Here is a 19,231-nt window from a genome sequence, read left to right as displayed (position 1 = left end):
ATGAGCACCCACCCGGAGAGAGCCGGGAAACAAAAAGGCGCCTGCGGAACATCAGCAGGCGCACACAAAGTTCATGGGAACCACTACTGCAACTAAGGAGACTCTAGCAGGCCCGGGCCCATCACGGGCGGACATTCCGCCCCCGGTTCTGCGGTGTCTCGCGCCGGGCGCCGCCGACCACGAGGCCGCAGGACCGTCAACACGGTTGATTGGCAGCCTGGTTGGGCGCCAGCTGCAGCGCCTTCGGAGCCCGCTGCCCGGCTTACCTGGACGGGCGGGTCGCGCGGGCCCTGAGGCGCCCGCCCTGCCACGCCGGCCCCGCACCGCACCCCCCGGCGCGACCGGTGATCATTGCGGGCGGCGTGCGCGAAATTCTTGCCGCAGCTGCGAAATCGAATACGCCGGAAAAGGCCCGCTCCCGCGATTTTCGGCGCATACTGCAGGGGATGACGAAATCTGTAGCAGTTCGCCGTGTCCTGCCCACCAGCCCCTTCAAGGCCCGGATCGAGGCGCCGCGCAAGCATTTCGCCGTCGGCGACCGCGTCACCCACGACACGTACGGCCTCGGCCGGGCCGTCGGGGTCGAAGGCGACAGCGACATCGCGGTACTCGTCGACTTCGGATCGCGGCGGGAACGCATCACCCAGCCCTACACCGCGATGTTCAAACTCTGACCCAGGACGCACGCGGCTCCCGGCCGGGGACACCGCAGCGCACAGTGTGCGTCTCCTGGACGGCGCGCCGTCCAGGAGACGCACACCCCGGCCGGGCCGAACGGCGCCCACCGATCCGGTCGGGAGCCTCACCTGCAATGGCCGGAAAGACACGTGGCGAGCCGCCCTTGGCAACCGACAGCGGGCCGGGCAGCCGATAAACTCCGCGCGTGGATGACAAACGCCTGTTTGAGTCCGTCTGCGCAGTGCTCTCCCTCCGAGGGTTCGAGCCAGCACCGCACCAGGCCGCCGGGCTCTCCGCCCAGCAGCGTCCAGGGACCGGCCTGGTGCTGGCGTGGAGTCCCGGCCAGGACCTGATCGGCCCCACCCTCCAGGCCTGTCCGCATCCCGCCGACGCCGCCGGGCGCACCGAGTTCCGTGGCATCCGCAACGCACTCGTACTCGCCCTGTCGGAGATCCTCGGCGCCTCGGGCTTCACCGTCACCACCCTCGGAACCGACCTTCTCGTCACCGCCGGACCACACGATCCAGGCGATGCCCCAGCCCTCACGACTGCTCCCTTCTGCCCCGCACCGCGGCGCAGCCGACCGGCACGTCAGGGCGCCGCCGCGTAGCCCGTGGCCGTCACGGCCGCCACCCAGGCCCTTGGGCCATGGAGGCCGTGTCCTATTCTTGGGGCATGTCGAACCCTGACGGGCTGCTCGTCGACATCGCCGCGATGGTCGAGTCCGAGCACAGCAACCAGATGTCCCTGACCGTGGTGGTCCCCGGAGCGGTGATCACCGGCAGGCTCGCACCGGTGACCCTGTGGTGGGAGCGGGTGGCGGAGGTCCTCCAGGCCTCGGAGCACCTGAAGCCGTTCGCCGCCCTCTTCGCCCCGCCCGCCGACGGCCCGCCCGCACGGCCGACCCACCTGCATCTCCACCGGGCGAAGATCCTTCAGGGCGACTTCGCGCTGCCCCACACCGGCGGCATGTACCGCATCGCCATCGAAGACATCAGCAGCTGGACCATCGGCGACCTCGGCTACTCCGACACCTGATAGCGACGGCAGGCCGCATAGCCTTCCGGCGTGGCATCGTACGTCCCCGCGCCAGGGAGTCGCCGAGCGTTGAGCGGGGCAGGGCGGGGCGTGGTGTGGCGTACGCCTGATCAGCTTTGACGGGCACTCCTGCTGTCCGGCCACGTCATCGGCCTCCCCGCCCGCTTGGTCGTCGGGTGGGCCACCGGCGACCACCTGCGGACCGGGCTCGTCGTCGACGCCCTGCTCACCGCCTCCCACCAGCGGTGCCCGAAGGGCCCGGTCATCTCGGCTGCCGGTCGGCCGCATCGGACGATGCCCTTGCCCGGTCCTTCTTCGCCGCCTTCAAAAGGGAGTTGGCCAGCGACCGGATCGGCTCAGCCGGGCAGCGGCCGGACTGCGATCTGCGAGTGGATCGAGAGGCGGTACGACGTACGAAGGCTGCACAGCAGCCTCAACGACCGCAGTCGCGCTGAGTGCGTGACCGTCCCCTCCACCCGGTCACCACACCGATGGTGTCCATCCGAGCGGAGCACTCACTACCTTCTCCTGGCCCATCAGGCCACCTCCGGCATCCTTCCGCAGCTCGGGGAACCTCACCCAGGAACGCGCGCTCATGTCTGTCGGTGTCCATCTCCGGGGTTGCGGCGACTGCTCAGGATCCGGTCTCGACGCTCGTCTGTGTCGCGTGCGCAGTCTGGGACGGTCGGCACAGAACGATGGCGGCGGTGTCGTGGGTCCTTGCCTCGGAATGCCCCGGCCGCGGTGCCGGCCTCGGCTTCGCATGTCACGGCGATGATCTGGCCGCGTCGGCAGAAGTCTTGACGGTCGTGCGCCGTCAGGCGATCGCGGTGCACCTGCGAGCCGAGGGCGGGAGAGACGGCCCGGCGGCCAGTGTGCACAATGATCACAAGTCACCGTGTGGAGCATGAAGAGGTCAAGGATGGAGAAGCGTCGTACCCAGCTGCCACTCCCGGCAGGGCGGGCACCGATAACACACCCGCAGATGTGGACGACCCCGCGAAGCTGAAGGCCACTCGGCCCGCATCCGAGAGCAACATGCCGGCACGCGCAGGGAAACCCCTCCCAGTCGCTCCCCTGCCCCCCGGCGAAGAACCCCGGCGACCGATCGGGCCGCCCGATGCCTCCCCGGCGGACCAGCCGGTGCCGGCGCCCCTGGCCTACGGTCCCACCCCACAGGCATGGTGGAACGCCGCGAAGAACAGCCCCATGGCAGGGGTCGCCAACACCGTCCGCGGCGCTCGTGGAGTGCCCTGCACGAGAGAACCGGGCACAAGCTGCTCCCCGCGCTCGCCAGGCGCAGAAGATCCAGGTGCTCGCCCTGGTGGACCAGTTGACGGCCGCTGGGGAGCCGCTCCTGTCGGTCCTCCTCACCGACGGGCACAGCGAGTCACTACAGCTGCACCGCGCCGTCGCGCAGAGGGCTGGAACGAACCCTGCCCAGCGACGACCTCGCCCTCGCCGACCACCTCGAAGCCGCCCTCGCTGAACTTCACCGCCTGTGGCAGCATCGCTGAGAACCGGGCCTCGGCTCCCCCACCGGCCGGTGCCGACCACCGTCGTCGCCCTCGCCGTGGTCGGGACTGATCGTTGTGGGGATGAGGTGCGCGCGTCGGCCGCACGTCATCCGCCTTTCCTAAAATGAGCGCATGATCGCCGAAGACACCCAGCCGCCGGGAGACGGAGGAAAGTCCCGGCCCGGCCCCGGCAGCACGTCCGGCTCCCTCCACACCGCCGCAGTTGATGCGCCCGCCGGCACGACTGCCCGGCTGACAGCCACCGACCCGGCCAGCGGCGCGCAGTGCGAGGAGGCGGCGCTGAAACCGAGGATGCGCGGCTGGCTGCACGCCGGCATCTTCCCCCTCTCACTGGCCGGCGGCATCGTCCTGGTCGCCCTTGCGCGCCCGGCCGCGGCGGTGGCGGCCTGCTCGGTGTTCGCGCTGTCGGCCTGGCTGCTGTTCGGTACCAGCGCCGTCTACCACCGGGGAACATGGGGCCGGCGCGGGGAGGCGGTCCTGCGGCGGCTCGACCACGCGAACATCTTCCTGATCATCGCCGGCACCTACACCCCGCTGGCGGTGCTGCTGCTGCACGGACGGCGCCAGACGGTGCTGCTGACCGTGGTGTGGGCGGGCGCCCTGGCCGGCATCGCCTTCCGCACGCTGTGGATGGGGGCTCCCCGGTGGCTGTACACCCCGTGCTACATCGCCCTGGGCTGGGCAGCCGTCCTCTACCTGCCCGACTTCGCACGAACCGGCGGCACCGCGGTCGTCGTCCTCGTCATCGCCGGCGGTCTGCTCTACACCGCGGGAGGTGTCGTCTACGGACTCAAACGTCCAGACCCGTCACCCTGCTGGTTCGGCTTTCACGAGGTCTTCCACGCCCTCACCGTCGCCGCCTTCGGCGCGCACTACACGGCCGTTTTCCTGGCGGCCACATGACTGGTCGTCGAGGGCACGCTGGCACTGGTGCAACAGGCGGCTGCGGGGCCGGGCTCCCGTAAATGCGGTGCGACCCGTGCGGGCCCCGACAGCCGGCGCACACGACCGCGCAGCCGCACGTCGGCCGGCGTGGACGGCATCACAGATCGGGCCGATGCACCCGGTCCAACACGGCGGGCACCAGCCTCGCCCCGGCCGCCACCGGTCGACCACCACGAACACACAGGACCACGCCCGCGCTCTGGGCGCTCACACCCGGGCGTGACCGGACGGATGGCCGTGACCATGGCCGTCCTGCCATGCGAGTGCCCGCATCATCTGTTCCTCGTTGAGGCCGGTCATCGCGACCACCCGGGCGGTGCGCCCCGCCCACAGCTCCTCGGCCGCGAACGGACGGCGGGCTTGCCACCTCCGACATGTGCGTGGCCGCCGCCCGCCCGGCGGGGCTTCGACGGTGCGGCCGAGTCCTTCGAGATCGCCCTGCACTACCAGGGTGACCGCGACGAGCAGGCGTGCGCGCAGGCCCTGCACAACGCGCTCGCCGCCGCCGGGTCCGGCGTCGCGGCCGCCGCTCTGCTGCGGGTGGCCGACGACCCCGCGCTCGGCCTGGACCTTGACCAGTGGGAGACCTGTACCGCATCGCCACCGAGCTGATCCTGCGCGTGGTCGAGGACCTGGGCGGCGAACGGTGACGGCACCATCACGGCCGACGACCGCTCGGGCTGCCCGGCCGCCGGGTGAGCAGCACCGCCCGGCTCGGGCTCGCTCCAGGTGCCGGGCTCGCCCTGTCCGCCTCCGTCCGTCCGCCCCGCACCCCGTCGCCGTGGTCGCCCGCCGCTCTCGACGCCGAGCTGCACGCCGCCCTGGCCGCTTTCGACGCTGTGGCCGCTCCGTGGCGCGAGGCCCTCGAGGACCTGGACGAAGACGTCCTCGCCGAGGCCGCCGCCGAAGCGCGGGCCTTCGGCTCCGGCCCGGTGGCCGCCGTCGACGAGCTGGTGCGCGGCCGGCTCGGGCAGTTGGCCGACTGGCAGCAGTCGATCGGCGAGCTGGGCCGCGCGCTCACAACGGCAAGCGAAGGCCGACCGCTACCCGGCTGGGCCACCGACGCCGGCCGCAACGAGGACGTCGGGTGGCGCCAGGCCCGCACCGCGCTGCTCGAGGCCGTCGCACGCCACTACCACGCTCACCTTCTCGCCGCCATCGTCGGGCTCGGCGGTGAGCTGGGGCTCCCGGCTACCCGCAACGGGCGCTTCAGGGGCGCGGTCATCCCAGAGGGCTGCGCGGTCAGCGCCGGCGGCCGCCGATGCGGCGGTCGTCGGCCAGTGCGGTCAGCGGGCCGTACTCGCAGGCAAGCTGGTTCCACGTCAGAACCTCGCCACAGCGGGCCGGGAACTCCTGCGGGTTGAACTCGGGCATGGTCCAGGTGCCAGTGCCCCGGTCCCGCAGCCACAGGTCCCCGTCACCGTCGACCACAGTCGGCGGGACCGGGACGGGCTCGGCCTGATCGGTGGGCTCCCAGGTGACCCGGCCCGGGTGGGAAACGCGGCGCAGCTCGGTGGTGGCCAGCCGCGCGGCCAAGTCACGGGTGGACTCTTCGGCGTCCTTGACCGACGCGAGTCGGAATGCGTCGTCAAGTACGGGCAGGGCTGGATTCTTGCTGCGCTTTGAACTCATACGCTGACTTACCTCCGGTGGGGGGCGTCACATCCGTTATGGCACCCCGTAGAGGAACACCGTATCCGAGGCAGGCGCCGGACCGGCTACGACCACTGTCCAGGTGGAGGCGCCGGAAGACACCGGGCGGAAGCGCCTCGCCGCCCGGCGGCACGTCGGGCACGCCCGCGGGATCGACCCGCGCGACCACCGCCCTGCACGCCGTCCGGCTCGCCGCGGCGATCCTCCACCCCGTCGTCCCCGGCACCGATCCGCCTCCGTTCCCCGACGACACTGCCCGGCTGCTGCAGCTGATCGCCAACTGGCGCGACGCCGTTCTCGACCTCGGCGAGTTCGCCCCCGCCGGCCCCGTCCTGCGGATCATCCCCGGCGGCCGGGAGAGCTGACCCGAACTGGGCCCGGCCGGTGACCGCTCTTGACACATCGATGGCGGCGCCGGAAGGGATCGCCAGCAAGATCAATCTCACCGTTCACGGCTGTACCGCTACTACTCAGGACCCTCGCGGACCTGCCTGACCAGATATCCAAGCCGATCCTGCGCTTGGCGTCGTGGTGCGCAGCACGCTCGCCCTGCTTGGCCGGGGCGAGGGAGCTGATGCCCGGCCAGGAGGCGAACTCCGGCATGGTTCCGGTTCCAGCCGGTCCTCGGCAGGGCTGGGCCGGTCACACCTGGCCGAGGTGGATGTCGCGGGTGCACCGGTGGCGCCGGATTCGAGCCGGTACCCGGCGGTGGCGGTCGTGCGTGGTCGGCCTGCGCTCCGGTGTCCGCCGGCCGGATTGGCGGCCCGGCTCCGGCCGCCCTGCCACGCTGGGTGGCGGGTGGCCGGCGCCGGTAGTGCCGTCCCGGGTCAAGCCGCGATCGTGAGGTCGGCGCGGCCGAACAGCAGCGCGTAGCCGCGGGGCAGGTCGGCGAGGAGGCGGTCGGTGAGGTGGTCGCCGGCGAGGTCGGTGAGGGCCGCCAGGACGGAGGAGACGTCCCAGCGGGCGGCGGTGAGGCTGGTGTTCAGGGCGCGGGCGACGGCTTCGACGAAGGCAGGGGCGGCGACCGGTTGGGGCAGCGGGATCTGCGAAGCGAAGACGGTGCGGGCGCGCTCGGGCAGGGCTGCGGCGAGGTCGCAGCGTTGCTCGCCGGTGAGTTGGCTGCCGAGGGTTGCCAGGACTGCGGCGAGGACGCGTTCGGCCTCCTCGTCGCAGGTGTAGCGGCCCAGGGTGCGGACCTGCTGGAGAAGGAGGCGGTACCGGGTCATGGCGGTGGCCTTCCAGGGGGGACGGGGCCGGTCGCGGGTGCGGCGGCGCGGGGGGTATTCAGGGGCGGTGGCCGGGCCGGGGCCGGCCGAACAGGAGGTCGTAGCCGGGCGGCAGCTGGAGCAGGACGCGCTCGGTGAGATCGTCGCCGGCGGCGTCGGCCACGGTGCTGAGGACCGCGCCGATGTCCCACAGGGCGGTGGTCTCGGTGGCGCCCTCGATCCAGGCCGCGGTCGCGCGCACGAACCGCTCGGGGCCGAGCGGCTCGGCGGCCTGCAGCGGGTTGAGCAGGACCAGGGCGAGGGTCTCGGGCAGTCGGGCGGCCAGTTCGGCGCGCACGTTGCCGACCAGGTGGGCGCCGAGCAGGGCCAGGACGACGCGCGCCGCCCGCTCGGCCTCCCGGGGTGTGTCGTATTCGCCGCGTTCCCGGACCTCATCCAGGAACACCTCCCATCGAAAAGCCACGGTTCCTCTCCCTCCGTTCCGGGGCGTCGGCGCGAACGCCGTCGACGCCCGGTCAGGGCTCGACGACCAGGCGCCGGTGCGGACCGGTGAGCTGCCCAGCCGGACCACCCGGCAGCCGGCCCTTCGCAGGACCAGGTGGCTGCCGCACCGGTCGGCCTGGTTGCGGGCCCGGACCAGAGCGCCCGGGCCCGCGCAGTCCATGAACCTCGCCTCCGGCGGATCGAGCACCGTCTCCCGATGTGCCCCGAGCACGGCGGTCACGGCATGGCGCAGCGTGGGGGCGGTGTCGAGGTCGATCTCGCCGCACGCCCGCAGCGCGAAGGGGTTCGTGCCCCTGGTCGTCGCGCACGGTGGTCTCCCGCCGTCGGCCCGGCCCGCACGGAGTGGTGTGCCGGGGCGGGCAGGGCCGGGCGGTGGAGCCGGCGGGGGCCCTCCGTCCCGCAGGGCCCGGTGGTCGGCGGTGCGGGACGGCGGTCCGGGGAGAGGTCAGGCCCGGATCTGCTTGCGGCTGCCGCTGTGGCCGATCTCGACCTTGCGTGGCTTGGCCTTCTCCGCGATCGGGATCTTCAGCGTCAGCACGCCGTTGTCGTAGTCGGCGCTGATCCCGGCGGGGTCGAGGGTGTCGGAGAGCATGACCTGGCGGGAGAACACACCGAGCGGGCGCTCGGACAGCTCCCACTTCACGTCGTCGCCCTGGTGGCGGGGGCGGCGTTCGGCCCTGACGGTCAGCATGTTCCGCTCGACGTCGACATCGATCGCCTCCGGGTCCACCCCGGGCAGGTCGAAGCAGATCACGTACTCGTCGCCCACGCGGCAGGCGTCCAGCGGCATCGGGGCCGGCCGCGACCACGTGCCGTTCGTGCCCAGGAACTGCTGGGTCAGCCGGTCCAGTTCGCGGAACGGGTCGGTGCGCATCAGCATCGCGAAACACCTCCACTGATCGAGTGGGAGCCAGTGCGCTTCACCTGAATCCGTTCTAGCATGTCGTCCATCCAATGACAAGCAGAAAAGTCACCGAAGGAGTGACACCCCTGGGAAAGTGGCCCGCCATACCCGCCACCTGCGGTGGCACCCCCACGGGACCGGCGTCCTTCCTCGCCGCCGCGCTCGCCGCCATGGACGACGCCGTCCCGCGGAACAGTGCGGCAACGCCATCGATGCCTGCCTGGCCGGACTCGACGCCCTCCACCACGACATGGCCCACGGGTCCTGGCCCCGGCATGCCGTCCCAGGCCTCCAGAGCCTCCGAGCGTCCCAACGAAGCAACCGGCGCGGTCGCCCGCGCAGAACCCCTCCGACCCGGTTGGCCACCGGCACGCACTTACCGTCCCGAACGCACCGCAACACGCCCCGGAGGCCGCCGGGCAGCGATTCGGGTACCCGTACGGCAGGGAGAACCACCGCCCCCGAGACACCCGGCGATATGCCGCGATCTGACGCCACGGCCGAGCGGACCCGCCGACTTCGCCCCTGTCCTACCGGGCTGGACACCCCCGCACCCGCCCCCGGCCCCTGACGTTGGCGAGGCGGCCGGGATGAAGCGGAGTGCTCGGCGTGCGTGCCTCACGCCGTCGCGGCGTGGGACACGGGCAGGTGACGCGGCCATCGCCGGCTCGGGCAGCCATCCCCGCCGGCGGCCTCGATGCCCTGTGGCCACACCGGTCGGTGCAGTAGCGGCGGGCGCGACCGGTGGAGGCTGGCGGTAGCGCCGAGGTTCAGCGCGGGCAGTGGCCCGGTGGAACGGGGGTGGCCAGGCGTTCCGACGATCGCTTGACGCGGTGGTTCTCAGCGCGTCGGACTTCACCTGATCCCAGGGGGCGATGGCGGTATCGCCGGGCACCCGGATGTCCCCACGACTCCCGTGGTACGGAAAGGCGGTGCCGTGGTCATTGTCGACCGGCGCAGAGGTAGAGCCTTCCCGCCAGGGGCCAGTTCGAGCGTCTTCGAATTTCCCCGGCCCAGCTCTCGGCTCCCCGGCTCGTTGCTCGTTGCAGCAAGCGGGGAGGTCGGCGAGCGAGGTTGTGGGTTGCTCGGTCCGGGCCGAGGCGGCGGGTGAACGGCTTGACCTCATTGCCGACGGCAGAGCATGGGCCACTAGGCTGCGGGTTCTCGGAATGATCACCGTTGCCTCACAGAAGTGGACCCCGATGCCTACCACCGCCGGTCCGTTCACCTCCGCCGAGCGTCTGGACCCGCAGGAGATGGTCGTCCTGCACCGCGTCTTCCGCCGCGAGATACCGATCCTGGCCGACCTGGTCGAAGACGCCCCCGGCGACCGGCGGCGCACCGCCGTTCTCGCCGACCATCTCGACCTGGTCCTCGGTGCCCTGGGCGAACACCACGAGGGCGAAGACGCCCTGCTGTGGCCCAAGCTGCGCGAGCGCGCCGTCCCCGGCGACAACGTCGTCGCGCGGATGGCGGACCAGCACGAGGCCATCGCCGGTGCTCTCGCCGCGGCCACCGACCTGTCGCACCGCTGGCGCACCCGGGGCGACCGCGACACCGCCCTGCTCCTCGCCGAAGCCCTGCGCGCACTCGACCGGCACGCTGCCGCCCACATGGACGACGAGGAAGAACACCTCCTGCCCCTGATGGCCGAGCACATCACCGCTCGGGAGTGGTCCGAGGTCGGCGAACGCGGACGCCGCAGCGTCCCCAAGGCCAAGCTCCTGATCTTCCTAGGCGCGATCCTCGAGGACGCGACCGCACAGGAACGGCAGCAGTTCCTCGCGCACATGCCCGCCCCAGCCCGCCTCCTGTGGCGCACGCTCGGCATCCGCCTTTACAAGCGCACGACCGCTCGCGTCCGCCGAACCAACGCCGTGGCCCCCCAGGCGTAGCACCCGATCCCGCGTGCGGGAGAGGAGTTCCACACCCTCGCGACGGCGCGCGTGGGCAGTCAGGATGAGCAGGACTGGCCAACAGCTTGGTCCGGGGTGGCCGTTCTCAGGGATCGCGATCATTGTGCCGGGTACTGTGACCGGCATTGGCCGTGTGGGCTCATCGGCGCGGATAAAGGTGCGGGGCGCGCCCGCTCGTTGGGAGAACTGCGATGTCCGGTCGTTTCGACTGCTCGGATGCCTTCGAGCGTGCCATGGGCCTGCGCGAGGCCGTCTCGGCGGTGCGGCGGGGTGAGATCGTGGTGCTGCCCACCGACACCGTCTACGGGGTGGGTGCCGATGCCTTCAGCCCTGAGGCCGTCGCCCGGCTGCTCGATGCCAAGGGCCGAGGCCGGAACATGCCCTCCCCGGTGCTGGTCGGCTCGCCGGGCGATCTGGATCTCCTGGTCGACGACCTGCCTGAGCGCGCGCGAGAGCTCATGGAGGTGTTCTGGCCGGGCGGGCTGACCCTGGTCGCCCGCCACAAGCCGTCGCTCGTCTGGGATCTCGGCGAGACGCACGGGACCGTGGCGGTGCGGATGCCCGCACACGCGGTCGCCATCGACCTGCTGGTGGAGACCGGGCCGCTGGCCGTCTCCAGCGCCAACCTGACCGGCAAGCCGTCGCCGCAGGACTGCGACGCCGCACGCGGCATGCTCGGTGAGGCGGTGGCCGTCTACCTGGACGGGGGCCCGACGCCGGCGGCCGTGCCGTCCTCGATCGTGGACATCACCGGCCGGTCCCCCGTACTCCTGCGCGCGGGCGCGGTCAGCGCCGAACAGCTGCGCAAGGTCGTGCCGGACCTGGAGGAACGCTGAGCAACCGGGTCACGCCACCGAGCCGGCGGGCAGGTCGAGGCCGCGGGCGGTGACCAGGTGGGCGGTGCCGTCGGCGAGCCGGTAGGAGAGCCCGACGACGGCGACCCGGCCGGCCTGGACTGCCTCGGCAAGTGCGCGGGAGCGGTCCAGCAGCAGGTCGACGGTGTGCCGTATGTGTTCGGCGATGTAGTCCGCGTCCTCGGTGTGCCCGGCCGCGCGGGCGGCCAGCACGCTGGGGGTGACCTTCTCGACCACGTCCCGCACGTAGCCGCCGGCGGTGGTGCCGTCGGCGATGGCGGCGCGGGTGGCCGCTACCGCGCCGCACGCGTCGTGGCCGAGCACCACGACCAGCGGCGAGCCGAGCACGCTCACCCCGTACTCGACGCTGCCCAGAACCTCCGGCCCCAGGACGTGCCCGGCCATGCGGACCACGAACAGGTCGCCCAGCCCCCGGTCGAAGATGATCTCGGCGGCCAGCCGGGAGTCCGAGCAGCCGAACAGCACCGCGAACGGGCTCTGGGCGGGCGCGGTCTCGGTGCGGCGGGCGGCGTCCTGGTTCGGGTGCTCCGAAGCTCCGGCGACGAACCGCCGGTTGCCGGCCAGCAGCGTCTCGAAGGCGTTCTGGGGCGTCGCAGCAAGAGCTTCGGTCATGGCTGCAGACTACGACCCGGCCGCAGCAGTGCGCGCGGGCACCCCTTTCCCGCGGTTCCGGTGGCCCCCGGTGAACGCATTGAGCGGGCCGGAGCCCACCTCGGCCGTGAGAGCGCACGGTTGGCCGTCCGGATTGCGGCGGGGGTGTCGGCCGGGTGGTGGAGTTCGGGCCTCAGGACACGGGTTTCGTCCTGGGCCGCTGCGTGTTCTCCCGTTTCAGAGGGAGCCGGCGCCGCAGCAGCCCGCGCGAAGCGTCGGTGAAGGGGAGGGCGAGGCGTGGCCCGTCTCGTCGAGTTCAGCTGGCCGTGGCCCACTGGGTGGTTCGCGCGTGCAGAGGTGAGACGACGGCGGCGTAGCAGTTTCCGGGCAGGTCGGTGACCCAGTCGAAGGTGTCAAGGGTGACGCCGTGCTGGGAGGCGGCTTGGAGCATGTCGGCCAGCAGCGCGGTCGCGGCGGCTTTCTGCTCCTGGGTGCCGGGGGTGGTGCGGCGCTGAGCGGCTTCGTTGATGCGGTCGGTCAGGTCGCGGTGCCTGAGGACGGCGCGGTAGCACGTGCTGGGCAGGTCGGTGACCCAGTCGAAGGTGTCGAGGGTGATGCCGTGCTTCGCCGCGGTGTGGAGGATGTCGGCCAGCAGGGCGGTCGCGGCGGCGCGGTCCTGCTCGGTGCCCCCGTCCGGGCGCCGCTCGACGACGGCGTTGACACGCTCGGCCGGGTCACGGCGCCTGGCCAAGGCGCGGTAGCACGTACCGGGCAGGTCGGTGACCCAGTCGAAGACATCGAGGGTGATGCCGTGCTGGGAGGCGGCGTGGAGCATGTCGGCCAGCAGGGCGGTCGCGGCGGCGCGGTCCCGCTCGGTGCCCTGGTCGAGGCGGCGCTCGGCGGCTTCGTTGACGCGGTCGGCCAGGGTGCGGTTCTTGCGGTCGGTGTACTGGTACACGCTTCTGTCTCCTTGGTCGGTCGGGCGGCCGCCGGGTGGCCCGGGTCCGTTTCCGGCTGCCGAAGCGGGTGATGGCGGCGGTGCCGCAGGGACGTGGAAGCCGAGCCGGGCGCTGCGCACGCGTCCCACCGGGGCCAGGGTCGGCTCCGGCGGGACGCTCGGTTCGATGCGACTCGGCTGCAGCGCCCCAGGCCCTTCCCTGCGGCGCGCGCCTGGCGGGGATGGCCGAGCGCGGTGCGGGGTGCGGCCGGCCGGGCTGGTGGGTTGTACGGCGGGCCGCACCCCGGCGGGGGGTTACAGGGCGTGGGTGAGGCGGTCGGTCAGCAGGCGCGTGAAGCGGGCCGGGTCGGGCAGGTCGCCGCCTTCGGCGAGCAGGGCGCTGCCGTGGACGAGTTCGGCGGTTTCGGCGAGTGCCGGGTTGTCCGTTCCTGCCTGGTGGGCCTGGTGCAGGGCGGTGATGAGGGGGTGGGTGGGGTTGAGTTCGAGGATGCGCTTGACCTGGGGGAGCTCCTGGCCCATGGCCCGGTACATCTTCTCCAGGGTGGGAGTCAGGTCGTGGGCGTCGCCGACCAGGCACGCCGCGGAGGTGGTCAGGCGGGTGGAGAGTCGGACCTGCTTGACGTGCTCGGCCAGGGTGGTCTGGAGCCAGGCGAGGAGGGCGGCGAAGTCCTCTTCGCGCTGGGCCTTCTCCGCCTTCGCCTCGTCACTGCCTTCCCCGTCGGCGTCGTTGTCGAGGTCGACCTGGCCCTTGGCGATCGACTGGAAGCGGTGGCCGTCGAAGGCGGGGATCTGGTCGGTCCAGACCTCGTCGACGGGGTCAGTGAGGATCAGGACCTCGTAGCCCTTGGCGGTGAAGGCCTCCATGTGCGGGGAGTTCTCCACCATCGCCCGGTTCTCGCCGGTCAGGTAGTAGATGGTGTCCTGGCCGTCCTTCATCCGCTCTACGTACTCGCGCAGCGTGGTCGGCTTCTCCGCATCATTGGTCGAGGCGGCACTGACCAGTTCCAACAGCGCGTCGGTGTTGTCGCGGTCCTCGATCAGCCCCTCCTTGAGGACCCGGCCAAACTGCTCCCACACCTTCGCGTAGGTCTCGCCGTTCTTGGTCTGGATGTCCTTGAGAGCGCCGAGGACCTTCTTGACGAGGCGCCGGCGCACGGCGGTGATCTGGCGGTCGTGCTGCAGGATCTCGCGGGAGACGTTCAGCGACAGGTCGTGGGCGTCCACCACGCCCTTGACGAACCGCAGGTAGTTCGGCATCAGCGCGTCGCAGTCGTCCATGATGAACACCCGCTTGACGTACAGCTGCACGCCCCGCTTGGTGTCCCGGGAGAACAGGTCGAACGGGGCATGGGTAGGGATGAACAGCAGCGCCTCGTACTCGAAGGTGCCCTCGGCGCGCATGTGGATCGTCTCGGCCGGGGCCTGCCAGTCATGGCTGATCTGCTGGTAGAACTCGCTGTACTCGGCCTCGGTCACCTCGCTGCGAGGACGGGCCCATAGGGCCTTCATCGAGTTCAGCGTCTCCAGCTCTCCCGCAGCCTCACCGTCGGCGTCGGCGCCGTCGTCGGTAGTGGTACCGATGGGCTCGGTGGCCATGCGGATGGGCCAGCGGATGAAGTCCGAGTACTGCTTGACGATCTGCCGGATCTTCCACTGGGCCAGGTAGTCACCCAGCCCGTCCTCGCTGTCCTCGGCCTTGAGGTGCAGGGTGACCGAGGTGCCTACCGGCAGGCCGTCGGCCGGCGCGATGGTGTAGGTGCCCTCGCCGTCGGACTCCCACACGGCTCCCTGCTCGGTGCCGGCGCGACGCGTGTGGAGGGTGACCTTGTCGGCGACCATGAACGCGGAGTAGAAGCCGACGCCGAACTGCCCGATCAGGTGCTGCGCGGCGTCCGCGTCCTTCGCCTCCTTGATCTTCGCCAGCAGGCCGGCGGTGCCGGACTTGGCGATGGTGCCGATCAGGTCGACGACGTCGTCGCGGGTCATGCCGATGCCGTTATCCCGCACCGTCAGGGTGCGGGCGCCCTTGTCGACCTCCAGGATGATGTGCGGGTCGGAGGCCTCAAGGGTGGTGTCGGTGAGGGATTCCAGGCGGAGCTTGTCGAGGGCGTCGGAGGCGTTGGAGATCAACTCGCGCAGGAAGATGTCCTTGTTCGAGTAGATGGAGTGGATCACCAGCTGCAGCAGCTGGCGGGTCTCCGCCTGGAACTCCAGCGTCTGGGTCGGACTGGCCACGGGAGGCGTCTCCTTCGAGGGTTCGGATCGGGTCAAGCCGCCGGGGCAGGCCGGTGTGCTGCGTGGCCGGCCCCGGGCGTGTTCAGATGTGACTGAGGGGCTGGTAGGGCTGCTCGGGCCGAGTGTGGCCGGGGCGGGCGGTGCCGTAGCAGGACAGGAAGAGCTTCCAGCCGTCGCGGCACTCCAGCGTCGCGCCGTAGCGGACCGCGGGCGGGTCCGGGCGCGTGCTGTACCGGTCGACGCGCACGATCCCACCAACCGGGTCGTCGGCCGCGATGGCGGCGGTGACGAGGGCCTGCTCGACGAGGGCCACCGGGACCGACGGGCCCCGTCAGGTCCGGCACCTCCACGCTATCGGCGCCGTCACCGTCGCCGGTGGTGATGGTGGGCGCGGGGCCGCTGGCGCCGGTGATGGTCCACCACACCTGCCCGCCGCCCTCCAGGGTCACGGTCAGTCCGTAGGGGCTGTCGTCGTCACGCTTGCCGGCACCGGTAATGCCCGGGGCACGCTCGATGAGCAACTGATGCAGGTCGGCTGGAGTCATGGGAGTTGGCTGGGGTCGGGGACGGCGCGGCCGTCACGGTTCGGAAGATACGGGCGGTCTGCACGCCGGTAGCCGTCAGGCGTCAACTCGCGCCCCGCGTGCCGGGCAGGCGCCGCGTGCAGGCTTACGGCGGTAAACCGGTCCACCGCTTGCGGGTCGCGGACCGGCAGGGGCGTGCCCCGGGGTGGTCACGGGCCGGCTGGCGGTGTGCGGCGCTGCCGGTCGCTGTCGGCGCGCAGCTGGTCGGCTCGGGCGGTGAGCTGATCGAGGCGGTCGGTGATCTTCGGGTGGTTCGCCTCCAGGAGGGGCCGGGTCTCGGCGAGCGGAGCGAGCAGACGGGCAGGGTCGTGGTGGCCCAGTGCGTCCAGGAGTCGATCTATGGCGGGGGCCGCTTGGGGGCTGAGGCCGTCCAGGGCGCCGATCTGTCCGGCGAGGCGGCGCAGGTCGGCGGCGTTGTCGCGGGCCCAGGTGGTCACCGCGCGGTCGGCGGCGCGCTGGTCGCGCGTGGCCTGGACGCGCTGCTCGCCGGTGCTGCCCGCCTCGGTGCCGGCGTCAGCGTTGGGACGCAGGCGCAGGTAGCGGCGTTCGGCGGCCTGGCGGCTCTGGACGCCCAGGGGTTCGGCGAGGTCGGCCCAGGTGGCGCCGGCGTCGCGGGCGGTCTCGATCAGCCCGGTCTCCCAGTCGGCGAGTTCCTCGCGCAGGTGGCGCAGCAGCAGGAGTGCGGATAGGGCCTGTTGCGGATCGCCTTGTCCTGCCTCGTCCGGGGGTGCGTGGCGGGCGGTGCGGGCGGCGGCGTCCATCGTGCTCAGCGCGGCGGCGGCGGCCAGGAACGAGGCCGGCCCCACCCCGGCCGCGCCGGTGTCCTGGGTATCCATGTCGTCACTCTTTCGCCGACCGCGTACTTGTCATCGTATGGATGACATGTTACACGGCTCGTGTCGCGCCGCACCGGTGCGAACCACCCGAAGGCCTTCTGGACCGGAGGTGTCCGACGATGTCCATGCGTATCGCGGTGCCCCACCAAACGCCCCCAGGCCTTGGTCCCAGCCGACCCCCATCCCGATGGACACCTGGCGCGAGGACGACCGCTTCATGATCGCGCTCGACCTGCCCGGCATCTTGCCGGAGGCGATCGAGGTCCAACCACTGGGCCGGACAGTCACCGTGAAGGCCGAACGCCGACCCACCCCGCGCGGCGAGGGCGCGCACACCCAGCTCACCGAACGGGCCCGCAGGGTGTCCGAGCGCCGCATCCGGCTGGCCGACAGGCTCGACCTGGGCCCCACCGCGGCCCACCTACAGGACGACATCGGCGATCTCGGGCAGCCGCGAACGCAGCCGGGCCGCCGAGGTGGTCACGAGGGTGATCTGCTCAGGCGTCATGGTCCTCGCCCCTCTCTGGGCTGGGTAGTGCTCGCCCGAGTGCGTCGGCGAGCTCCGCCCGCCCGCTGATCCCAAGCTTTCCGTAGATGTTCTGCAGGTGGTTTTCGACGGTGCGCACCGACAGGTGCAGGCCCTCCGCCACGCTGTGGCTGGTGCCGCTGCGCGCCGCCAGCCCGGCGATCTCCTGCTCCCGGGCGGTCAGCGGCTTCCAGGTCGGTGTCGGCCACCTCGTCCATGGCCGAGGCCAGTAGGACACCGCCTCATCGGCGCGGGCGAGCTCGCCCAGGGCGGTGCCGAGCAGGAGTGCGGCCCACGGGTCGAAGCCCTGCCGCAGTGCCGCTTCGGCCAACTGCCTCATCCGGTCAAGGTCGTGGGCGTAGTGCGCCAGAGCGGCCGCGCGCAGCAGCAGACTCGACGGCTCTCGCGGCAGAGGGGCCGGGTCAGCTCCGGTCAGGGAGCCGGGGCGTGGGGCGGCCGTTGCCGTTCGGGTCTGCAGCCGATCCGCCGGTCGTCGAGGTCGCTGTGGGCGCCGCGGAGCGCTGGAGGGACCGGAGGATGGCCAGCCCCTGGCTGGCGATGCCGGCCGCGATCTGGTTCACCCCGTCGGTGCCGTTCAGGACGGTCAGATCGGCGCCCGCCATGCCCCGGGCCGCCGCGTCGGCGAGTGCGGGGAGGGCCTCCACGATCCGGTTGGCCGCGATCAGCTCCTGGTTGCCGTCCCGCAGTGACGCCGCGCGGGCGGCGTTGGCGTCCGCCTGGGCCTGGGCCAGGGTCCGTTCGGTGTAGGCGCCTGCGTCGGCCTCGAACTTCACCCGGTCGCGGTCCGCCTCGGCCAGCGTCCGCTTCCGGTAGGCCTCGGCGTCGGCCGGACGCCGCACCTCCGCCTCCAGCCGCTGCGCCGTGAGCGCCGCATTGCGCTGCGCGAGGGCGGTCTGTTCCTCGGTGACCTCCTGGGTGGCCCGTGCCTCGGCGAGCGGCCCGGCCTGTGCGGCGCGCGCCCTGGACTGCTCGGTCTCCGCGAGGAAGCCGGCCCGCTTGATCGCGGTGTCCCGCTCGTACTCGGCCTTGAGCGCGGCGGCCTGCTGCTCCCGTTCGCTCGCCTCCTGGTCGGCCTTGGCCTGGGCGATCCGGGCCTGACTGGCCACCGCCGCCGCGTGCGGCGCGGCGAGGTTGTTGATGTAGCCGGTGGCGTCCTCGATCTCCTGGATCTGCAGGGCGTCCACCACGATGCCGAGCTTCTCCATCTCGCCGTGACTGCCCGCCATGACTTCCTGGGCGACCCGGCTACGTTCCCTGATGATCTGTTCCACGGTCAGCCCACCGATGATGGAGCGCAGGTGGCCTGCGAATATCCGTCCGACCAGTTCCTGCATCTGGTTCTGCTCGGACAGGAAGCGCCGGGCCGCGTTGGCGATCGACACGGCGTCGTCGCCGACCTTGAAGACACAGACCGCGCGGACGGTGAGCCGGATGCCCTGCTGGGTGACGCAGTCCTCGGCGATCTCCGCCTCCTGCAGGGCCAGGGACAGCATGCGGGCCTTTTGCTTGACGGGAACGACGAAGCTCCCGTGGCCCGTGACGATCCGGAACTGGGTGTCCTGCGACTGCCGCTTCGAACCGGAGATGAGCATGGCCTCGTTGGGCGCGGGCACGTGCCAGAACAACATGACGAACCACCTGACCTGCAACAGCTCGACGAGGGCCGCGGGGCCGCCGGACTCAGGGCGGCAACGGCTCGACGAGCACCGACCGGGCGGAGATCGTGTCGATCACGACCACCCGGGTGTTGACCGCGATCGGCCCGGCGGACCAAGCCGCGAACACCTCCGACCCGCCGCGCAGGCCGACCAACACCTCGCCCGGCCCGTCCGCCGGGATCGGCACCGTCACCCGCCCGACGGCTCCGACCGGGCTTTGCTGGGAGTCATCGGCCACGTACATGACACCTCGTGCCGCGCGACACGGCGGCGCGGTGGGCGGCCGAAACACGAACGGCCACGGGCGGCACCCCTCCTGGAGGCACCGGGCCCCCGGTCGAGTCCTTCGGCAGAATGCCTGCGAGCAACGCGCGCGGCGCGACCGCCCCGACCCCACCCACGGTACTCCGGCCGCAGCAGGGAGGCGTTTCTCGGGCCCCGGCTCGGATCTCCGACCGGGGAGCCCCGGCCCGGAGCCGACCGGGCTCGGCTCGGAGACTGGGCCACCCACCGCCCGGATCGGCGGATTTCCGGGCCACCCGAAT

The 19,231-nt window shown here is 71.8% G+C and carries 21 protein-coding genes and 1 pseudogene; 9 read left to right on the top strand and 13 right to left on the bottom strand.

Translation table 11 applies throughout. The annotated features are described in order from the left end of the window. Positions 1–446 precede the first annotated feature (446 nt). The 5 genes from AB0D08_RS21730 to AB0D08_RS21710 all read left to right on the top strand — a co-directional run bounded on the left by AB0D08_RS21730 (position 447) and on the right by AB0D08_RS21710 (position 4,811). Positions 447–674 carry a hypothetical protein gene (locus AB0D08_RS21730; protein ID WP_033824931.1) on the top strand — a complete coding sequence of 76 codons (228 nt, stop codon included), beginning with the start codon at positions 447–449 and terminating at the stop codon, positions 672–674. A 209-nt stretch (positions 675–883) separates the two neighbouring features. Beyond that, complete coding sequence (locus tag AB0D08_RS21725) at positions 884–1,288, top strand: hypothetical protein (RefSeq protein ID WP_149038612.1); 405 nt, start codon at positions 884–886, stop codon at positions 1,286–1,288. Between the two features lie 65 nt (positions 1,289–1,353). Further along, positions 1,354–1,716, top strand: a complete 363-nt coding sequence (locus AB0D08_RS21720; RefSeq protein ID WP_033824929.1) for a hypothetical protein — start codon at positions 1,354–1,356, stop codon at positions 1,714–1,716. Positions 1,717–3,365: 1,649 nt separating this feature from the next. Continuing rightward, entirely contained in the window at positions 3,366–4,157 is a 792-nt protein-coding gene (locus tag AB0D08_RS21715) for a hemolysin III family protein (RefSeq protein WP_359890749.1), read from the top strand. Positions 4,158–4,559: 402 nt separating this feature from the next. Then, a complete protein-coding gene (locus AB0D08_RS21710; protein WP_033824928.1) occupies positions 4,560–4,811 on the top strand; it encodes a hypothetical protein in 252 nt (83 codons plus the stop codon). A 630-nt stretch (positions 4,812–5,441) separates the two neighbouring features. Here the strand turns inward: AB0D08_RS21710 and AB0D08_RS21705 are convergent. Continuing rightward, complete coding sequence (locus tag AB0D08_RS21705) at positions 5,442–5,831, bottom strand: hypothetical protein (protein ID WP_033824927.1); 390 nt, start codon at positions 5,829–5,831, stop codon at positions 5,442–5,444. 38 nt (positions 5,832–5,869) lie between these two features. Here AB0D08_RS21705 and AB0D08_RS21700 point away from each other — a divergent pair, with 38 nt between their 5' ends. Next, positions 5,870–6,217, top strand: a complete 348-nt coding sequence (locus AB0D08_RS21700) for a hypothetical protein (RefSeq protein ID WP_051814106.1) — start codon at positions 5,870–5,872, stop codon at positions 6,215–6,217. Between the two features lie 462 nt (positions 6,218–6,679). On the opposite strand, the gene AB0D08_RS21695 is transcribed toward AB0D08_RS21700, so the two are convergent. The 4 genes and pseudogenes from AB0D08_RS21695 to AB0D08_RS21680 all read right to left on the bottom strand — a co-directional run bounded on the left by AB0D08_RS21695 (position 6,680) and on the right by AB0D08_RS21680 (position 8,462). Continuing rightward, positions 6,680–7,078, bottom strand: coding sequence for a DUF2267 domain-containing protein (locus AB0D08_RS21695; RefSeq protein WP_033824926.1), 399 nt, complete (start codon positions 7,076–7,078; stop codon positions 6,680–6,682). Between the two features lie 58 nt (positions 7,079–7,136). Beyond that, on the bottom strand, positions 7,137–7,541 hold the full coding sequence (locus AB0D08_RS21690; RefSeq protein WP_359890746.1) for a DUF2267 domain-containing protein: 405 nt from the start codon (positions 7,539–7,541) through the stop codon (positions 7,137–7,139). Positions 7,542–7,652: 111 nt separating this feature from the next. After that, positions 7,653–7,856: pseudogene (locus tag AB0D08_RS21685) on the bottom strand (STAS domain-containing protein); the annotation flags it as partial. Positions 7,857–8,027: 171 nt separating this feature from the next. After that, entirely contained in the window at positions 8,028–8,462 is a 435-nt protein-coding gene (locus AB0D08_RS21680; protein WP_033824925.1) for an Hsp20/alpha crystallin family protein, read from the bottom strand. A 1,226-nt stretch (positions 8,463–9,688) separates the two neighbouring features. Here AB0D08_RS21680 and AB0D08_RS21675 point away from each other — a divergent pair. Continuing rightward, entirely contained in the window at positions 9,689–10,381 is a 693-nt protein-coding gene (locus tag AB0D08_RS21675) for a hemerythrin domain-containing protein (protein WP_359890744.1), read from the top strand. Positions 10,382–10,593: 212 nt separating this feature from the next. Further along, positions 10,594–11,238, top strand: a complete 645-nt coding sequence (locus AB0D08_RS21670; protein WP_033824923.1) for an L-threonylcarbamoyladenylate synthase — start codon at positions 10,594–10,596, stop codon at positions 11,236–11,238. Between the two features lie 9 nt (positions 11,239–11,247). Here AB0D08_RS21670 and AB0D08_RS21665 read toward each other — a convergent pair whose 3' ends face one another. The 5 genes from AB0D08_RS21665 to AB0D08_RS21645 form a co-directional block, all read right to left on the bottom strand. Beyond that, complete coding sequence (locus AB0D08_RS21665; protein WP_359890742.1) at positions 11,248–11,889, bottom strand: carbonic anhydrase; 642 nt, start codon at positions 11,887–11,889, stop codon at positions 11,248–11,250. 295 nt (positions 11,890–12,184) lie between these two features. Next, positions 12,185–12,826: a hypothetical protein gene (locus AB0D08_RS21660; protein ID WP_359890739.1), complete on the bottom strand. Its 642-nt coding sequence runs from the start codon at positions 12,824–12,826 to the stop codon at positions 12,185–12,187. A 294-nt stretch (positions 12,827–13,120) separates the two neighbouring features. Then, entirely contained in the window at positions 13,121–15,061 is a 1,941-nt protein-coding gene (gene htpG, locus AB0D08_RS21655) for a molecular chaperone HtpG (RefSeq protein ID WP_033824920.1), read from the bottom strand. A gap of 82 nt (positions 15,062–15,143) precedes the next feature. Continuing rightward, on the bottom strand, positions 15,144–15,374 hold the full coding sequence (locus tag AB0D08_RS21650) for a hypothetical protein (protein WP_033824919.1): 231 nt from the start codon (positions 15,372–15,374) through the stop codon (positions 15,144–15,146). A 420-nt stretch (positions 15,375–15,794) separates the two neighbouring features. After that, the gene (locus AB0D08_RS21645; RefSeq protein WP_359890735.1) at positions 15,795–16,481 is read right to left on the bottom strand and encodes a type III effector protein; all 687 of its coding nucleotides are present in this window, start codon (positions 16,479–16,481) and stop codon (positions 15,795–15,797) included. Here AB0D08_RS21645 and AB0D08_RS21640 point away from each other — a divergent pair. Beyond that, positions 16,480–17,058: an Hsp20/alpha crystallin family protein gene (locus tag AB0D08_RS21640; RefSeq protein WP_082527128.1), complete on the top strand. Its 579-nt coding sequence runs from the start codon at positions 16,480–16,482 to the stop codon at positions 17,056–17,058. The genes AB0D08_RS21645 and AB0D08_RS21640 overlap by 2 nt on opposite strands. On the opposite strand, the gene AB0D08_RS21635 is transcribed toward AB0D08_RS21640, so the two are convergent. From AB0D08_RS21635 to AB0D08_RS21625, 3 genes are all read right to left on the bottom strand, one after another. Next, positions 16,979–17,347, bottom strand: a complete 369-nt coding sequence (locus AB0D08_RS21635) for a helix-turn-helix transcriptional regulator (RefSeq protein ID WP_033824917.1) — start codon at positions 17,345–17,347, stop codon at positions 16,979–16,981. The two genes, AB0D08_RS21640 and AB0D08_RS21635, sit on opposite strands and share 80 nt — an antisense overlap. An 82-nt stretch (positions 17,348–17,429) precedes the next feature. Next, positions 17,430–18,656, bottom strand: coding sequence for an SPFH domain-containing protein (locus AB0D08_RS21630; RefSeq protein ID WP_359890731.1), 1,227 nt, complete (start codon positions 18,654–18,656; stop codon positions 17,430–17,432). A gap of 52 nt (positions 18,657–18,708) precedes the next feature. Further along, positions 18,709–18,924 (bottom strand): hypothetical protein, encoded by a 216-nt coding sequence (locus tag AB0D08_RS21625; RefSeq protein ID WP_149038611.1) that lies wholly within the window; start codon positions 18,922–18,924, stop codon positions 18,709–18,711. Positions 18,925–19,231: the final 307 nt, after the last annotated feature.

Origin of the sequence: Kitasatospora sp. NPDC048540 (assembly GCF_040651175.1) — a bacterium.
In the GTDB taxonomy this organism is placed as follows: domain Bacteria; phylum Actinomycetota; class Actinomycetes; order Streptomycetales; family Streptomycetaceae; genus Kitasatospora.
Note: the sequence above shows the minus strand (reverse complement) of the source record. Positions and strands in the feature narration are given on the sequence as shown.

Excerpts from the sequence above, each read along its gene's own strand:
- AB0D08_RS21730 (WP_033824931.1), top strand. The coding sequence starts at position 447 with ATGACGAAATCTGTAGCAGTTCGCCGTGTCCTGCCCACCAGCCCCTTC.
- AB0D08_RS21720 (WP_033824929.1), top strand. The coding sequence starts at position 1,354 with ATGTCGAACCCTGACGGGCTGCTCGTCGACATCGCCGCGATGGTCGAG.
- AB0D08_RS21715 (WP_359890749.1), top strand. The coding sequence starts at position 3,366 with ATGATCGCCGAAGACACCCAGCCGCCGGGAGACGGAGGAAAGTCCCGG.
- AB0D08_RS21705 (WP_033824927.1), bottom strand. The coding sequence starts at position 5,831 with ATGAGTTCAAAGCGCAGCAAGAATCCAGCCCTGCCCGTACTTGACGAC.
- AB0D08_RS21700 (WP_051814106.1), top strand. The coding sequence starts at position 5,870 with ATGGCACCCCGTAGAGGAACACCGTATCCGAGGCAGGCGCCGGACCGG.
- AB0D08_RS21695 (WP_033824926.1), bottom strand. The coding sequence starts at position 7,078 with ATGACCCGGTACCGCCTCCTTCTCCAGCAGGTCCGCACCCTGGGCCGC.
- AB0D08_RS21680 (WP_033824925.1), bottom strand. The coding sequence starts at position 8,462 with ATGCTGATGCGCACCGACCCGTTCCGCGAACTGGACCGGCTGACCCAG.
- AB0D08_RS21675 (WP_359890744.1), top strand. The coding sequence starts at position 9,689 with ATGCCTACCACCGCCGGTCCGTTCACCTCCGCCGAGCGTCTGGACCCG.
- AB0D08_RS21670 (WP_033824923.1), top strand. The coding sequence starts at position 10,594 with ATGTCCGGTCGTTTCGACTGCTCGGATGCCTTCGAGCGTGCCATGGGC.
- AB0D08_RS21665 (WP_359890742.1), bottom strand. The coding sequence starts at position 11,889 with ATGACCGAAGCTCTTGCTGCGACGCCCCAGAACGCCTTCGAGACGCTG.
- AB0D08_RS21640 (WP_082527128.1), top strand. The coding sequence starts at position 16,480 with ATGTCGTCACTCTTTCGCCGACCGCGTACTTGTCATCGTATGGATGAC.
- AB0D08_RS21645 (WP_359890735.1), bottom strand. The coding sequence starts at position 16,481 with ATGGATACCCAGGACACCGGCGCGGCCGGGGTGGGGCCGGCCTCGTTC.
- AB0D08_RS21635 (WP_033824917.1), bottom strand. The coding sequence starts at position 17,347 with ATGAGGCAGTTGGCCGAAGCGGCACTGCGGCAGGGCTTCGACCCGTGG.
- AB0D08_RS21630 (WP_359890731.1), bottom strand. The coding sequence starts at position 18,656 with ATGTTGTTCTGGCACGTGCCCGCGCCCAACGAGGCCATGCTCATCTCC.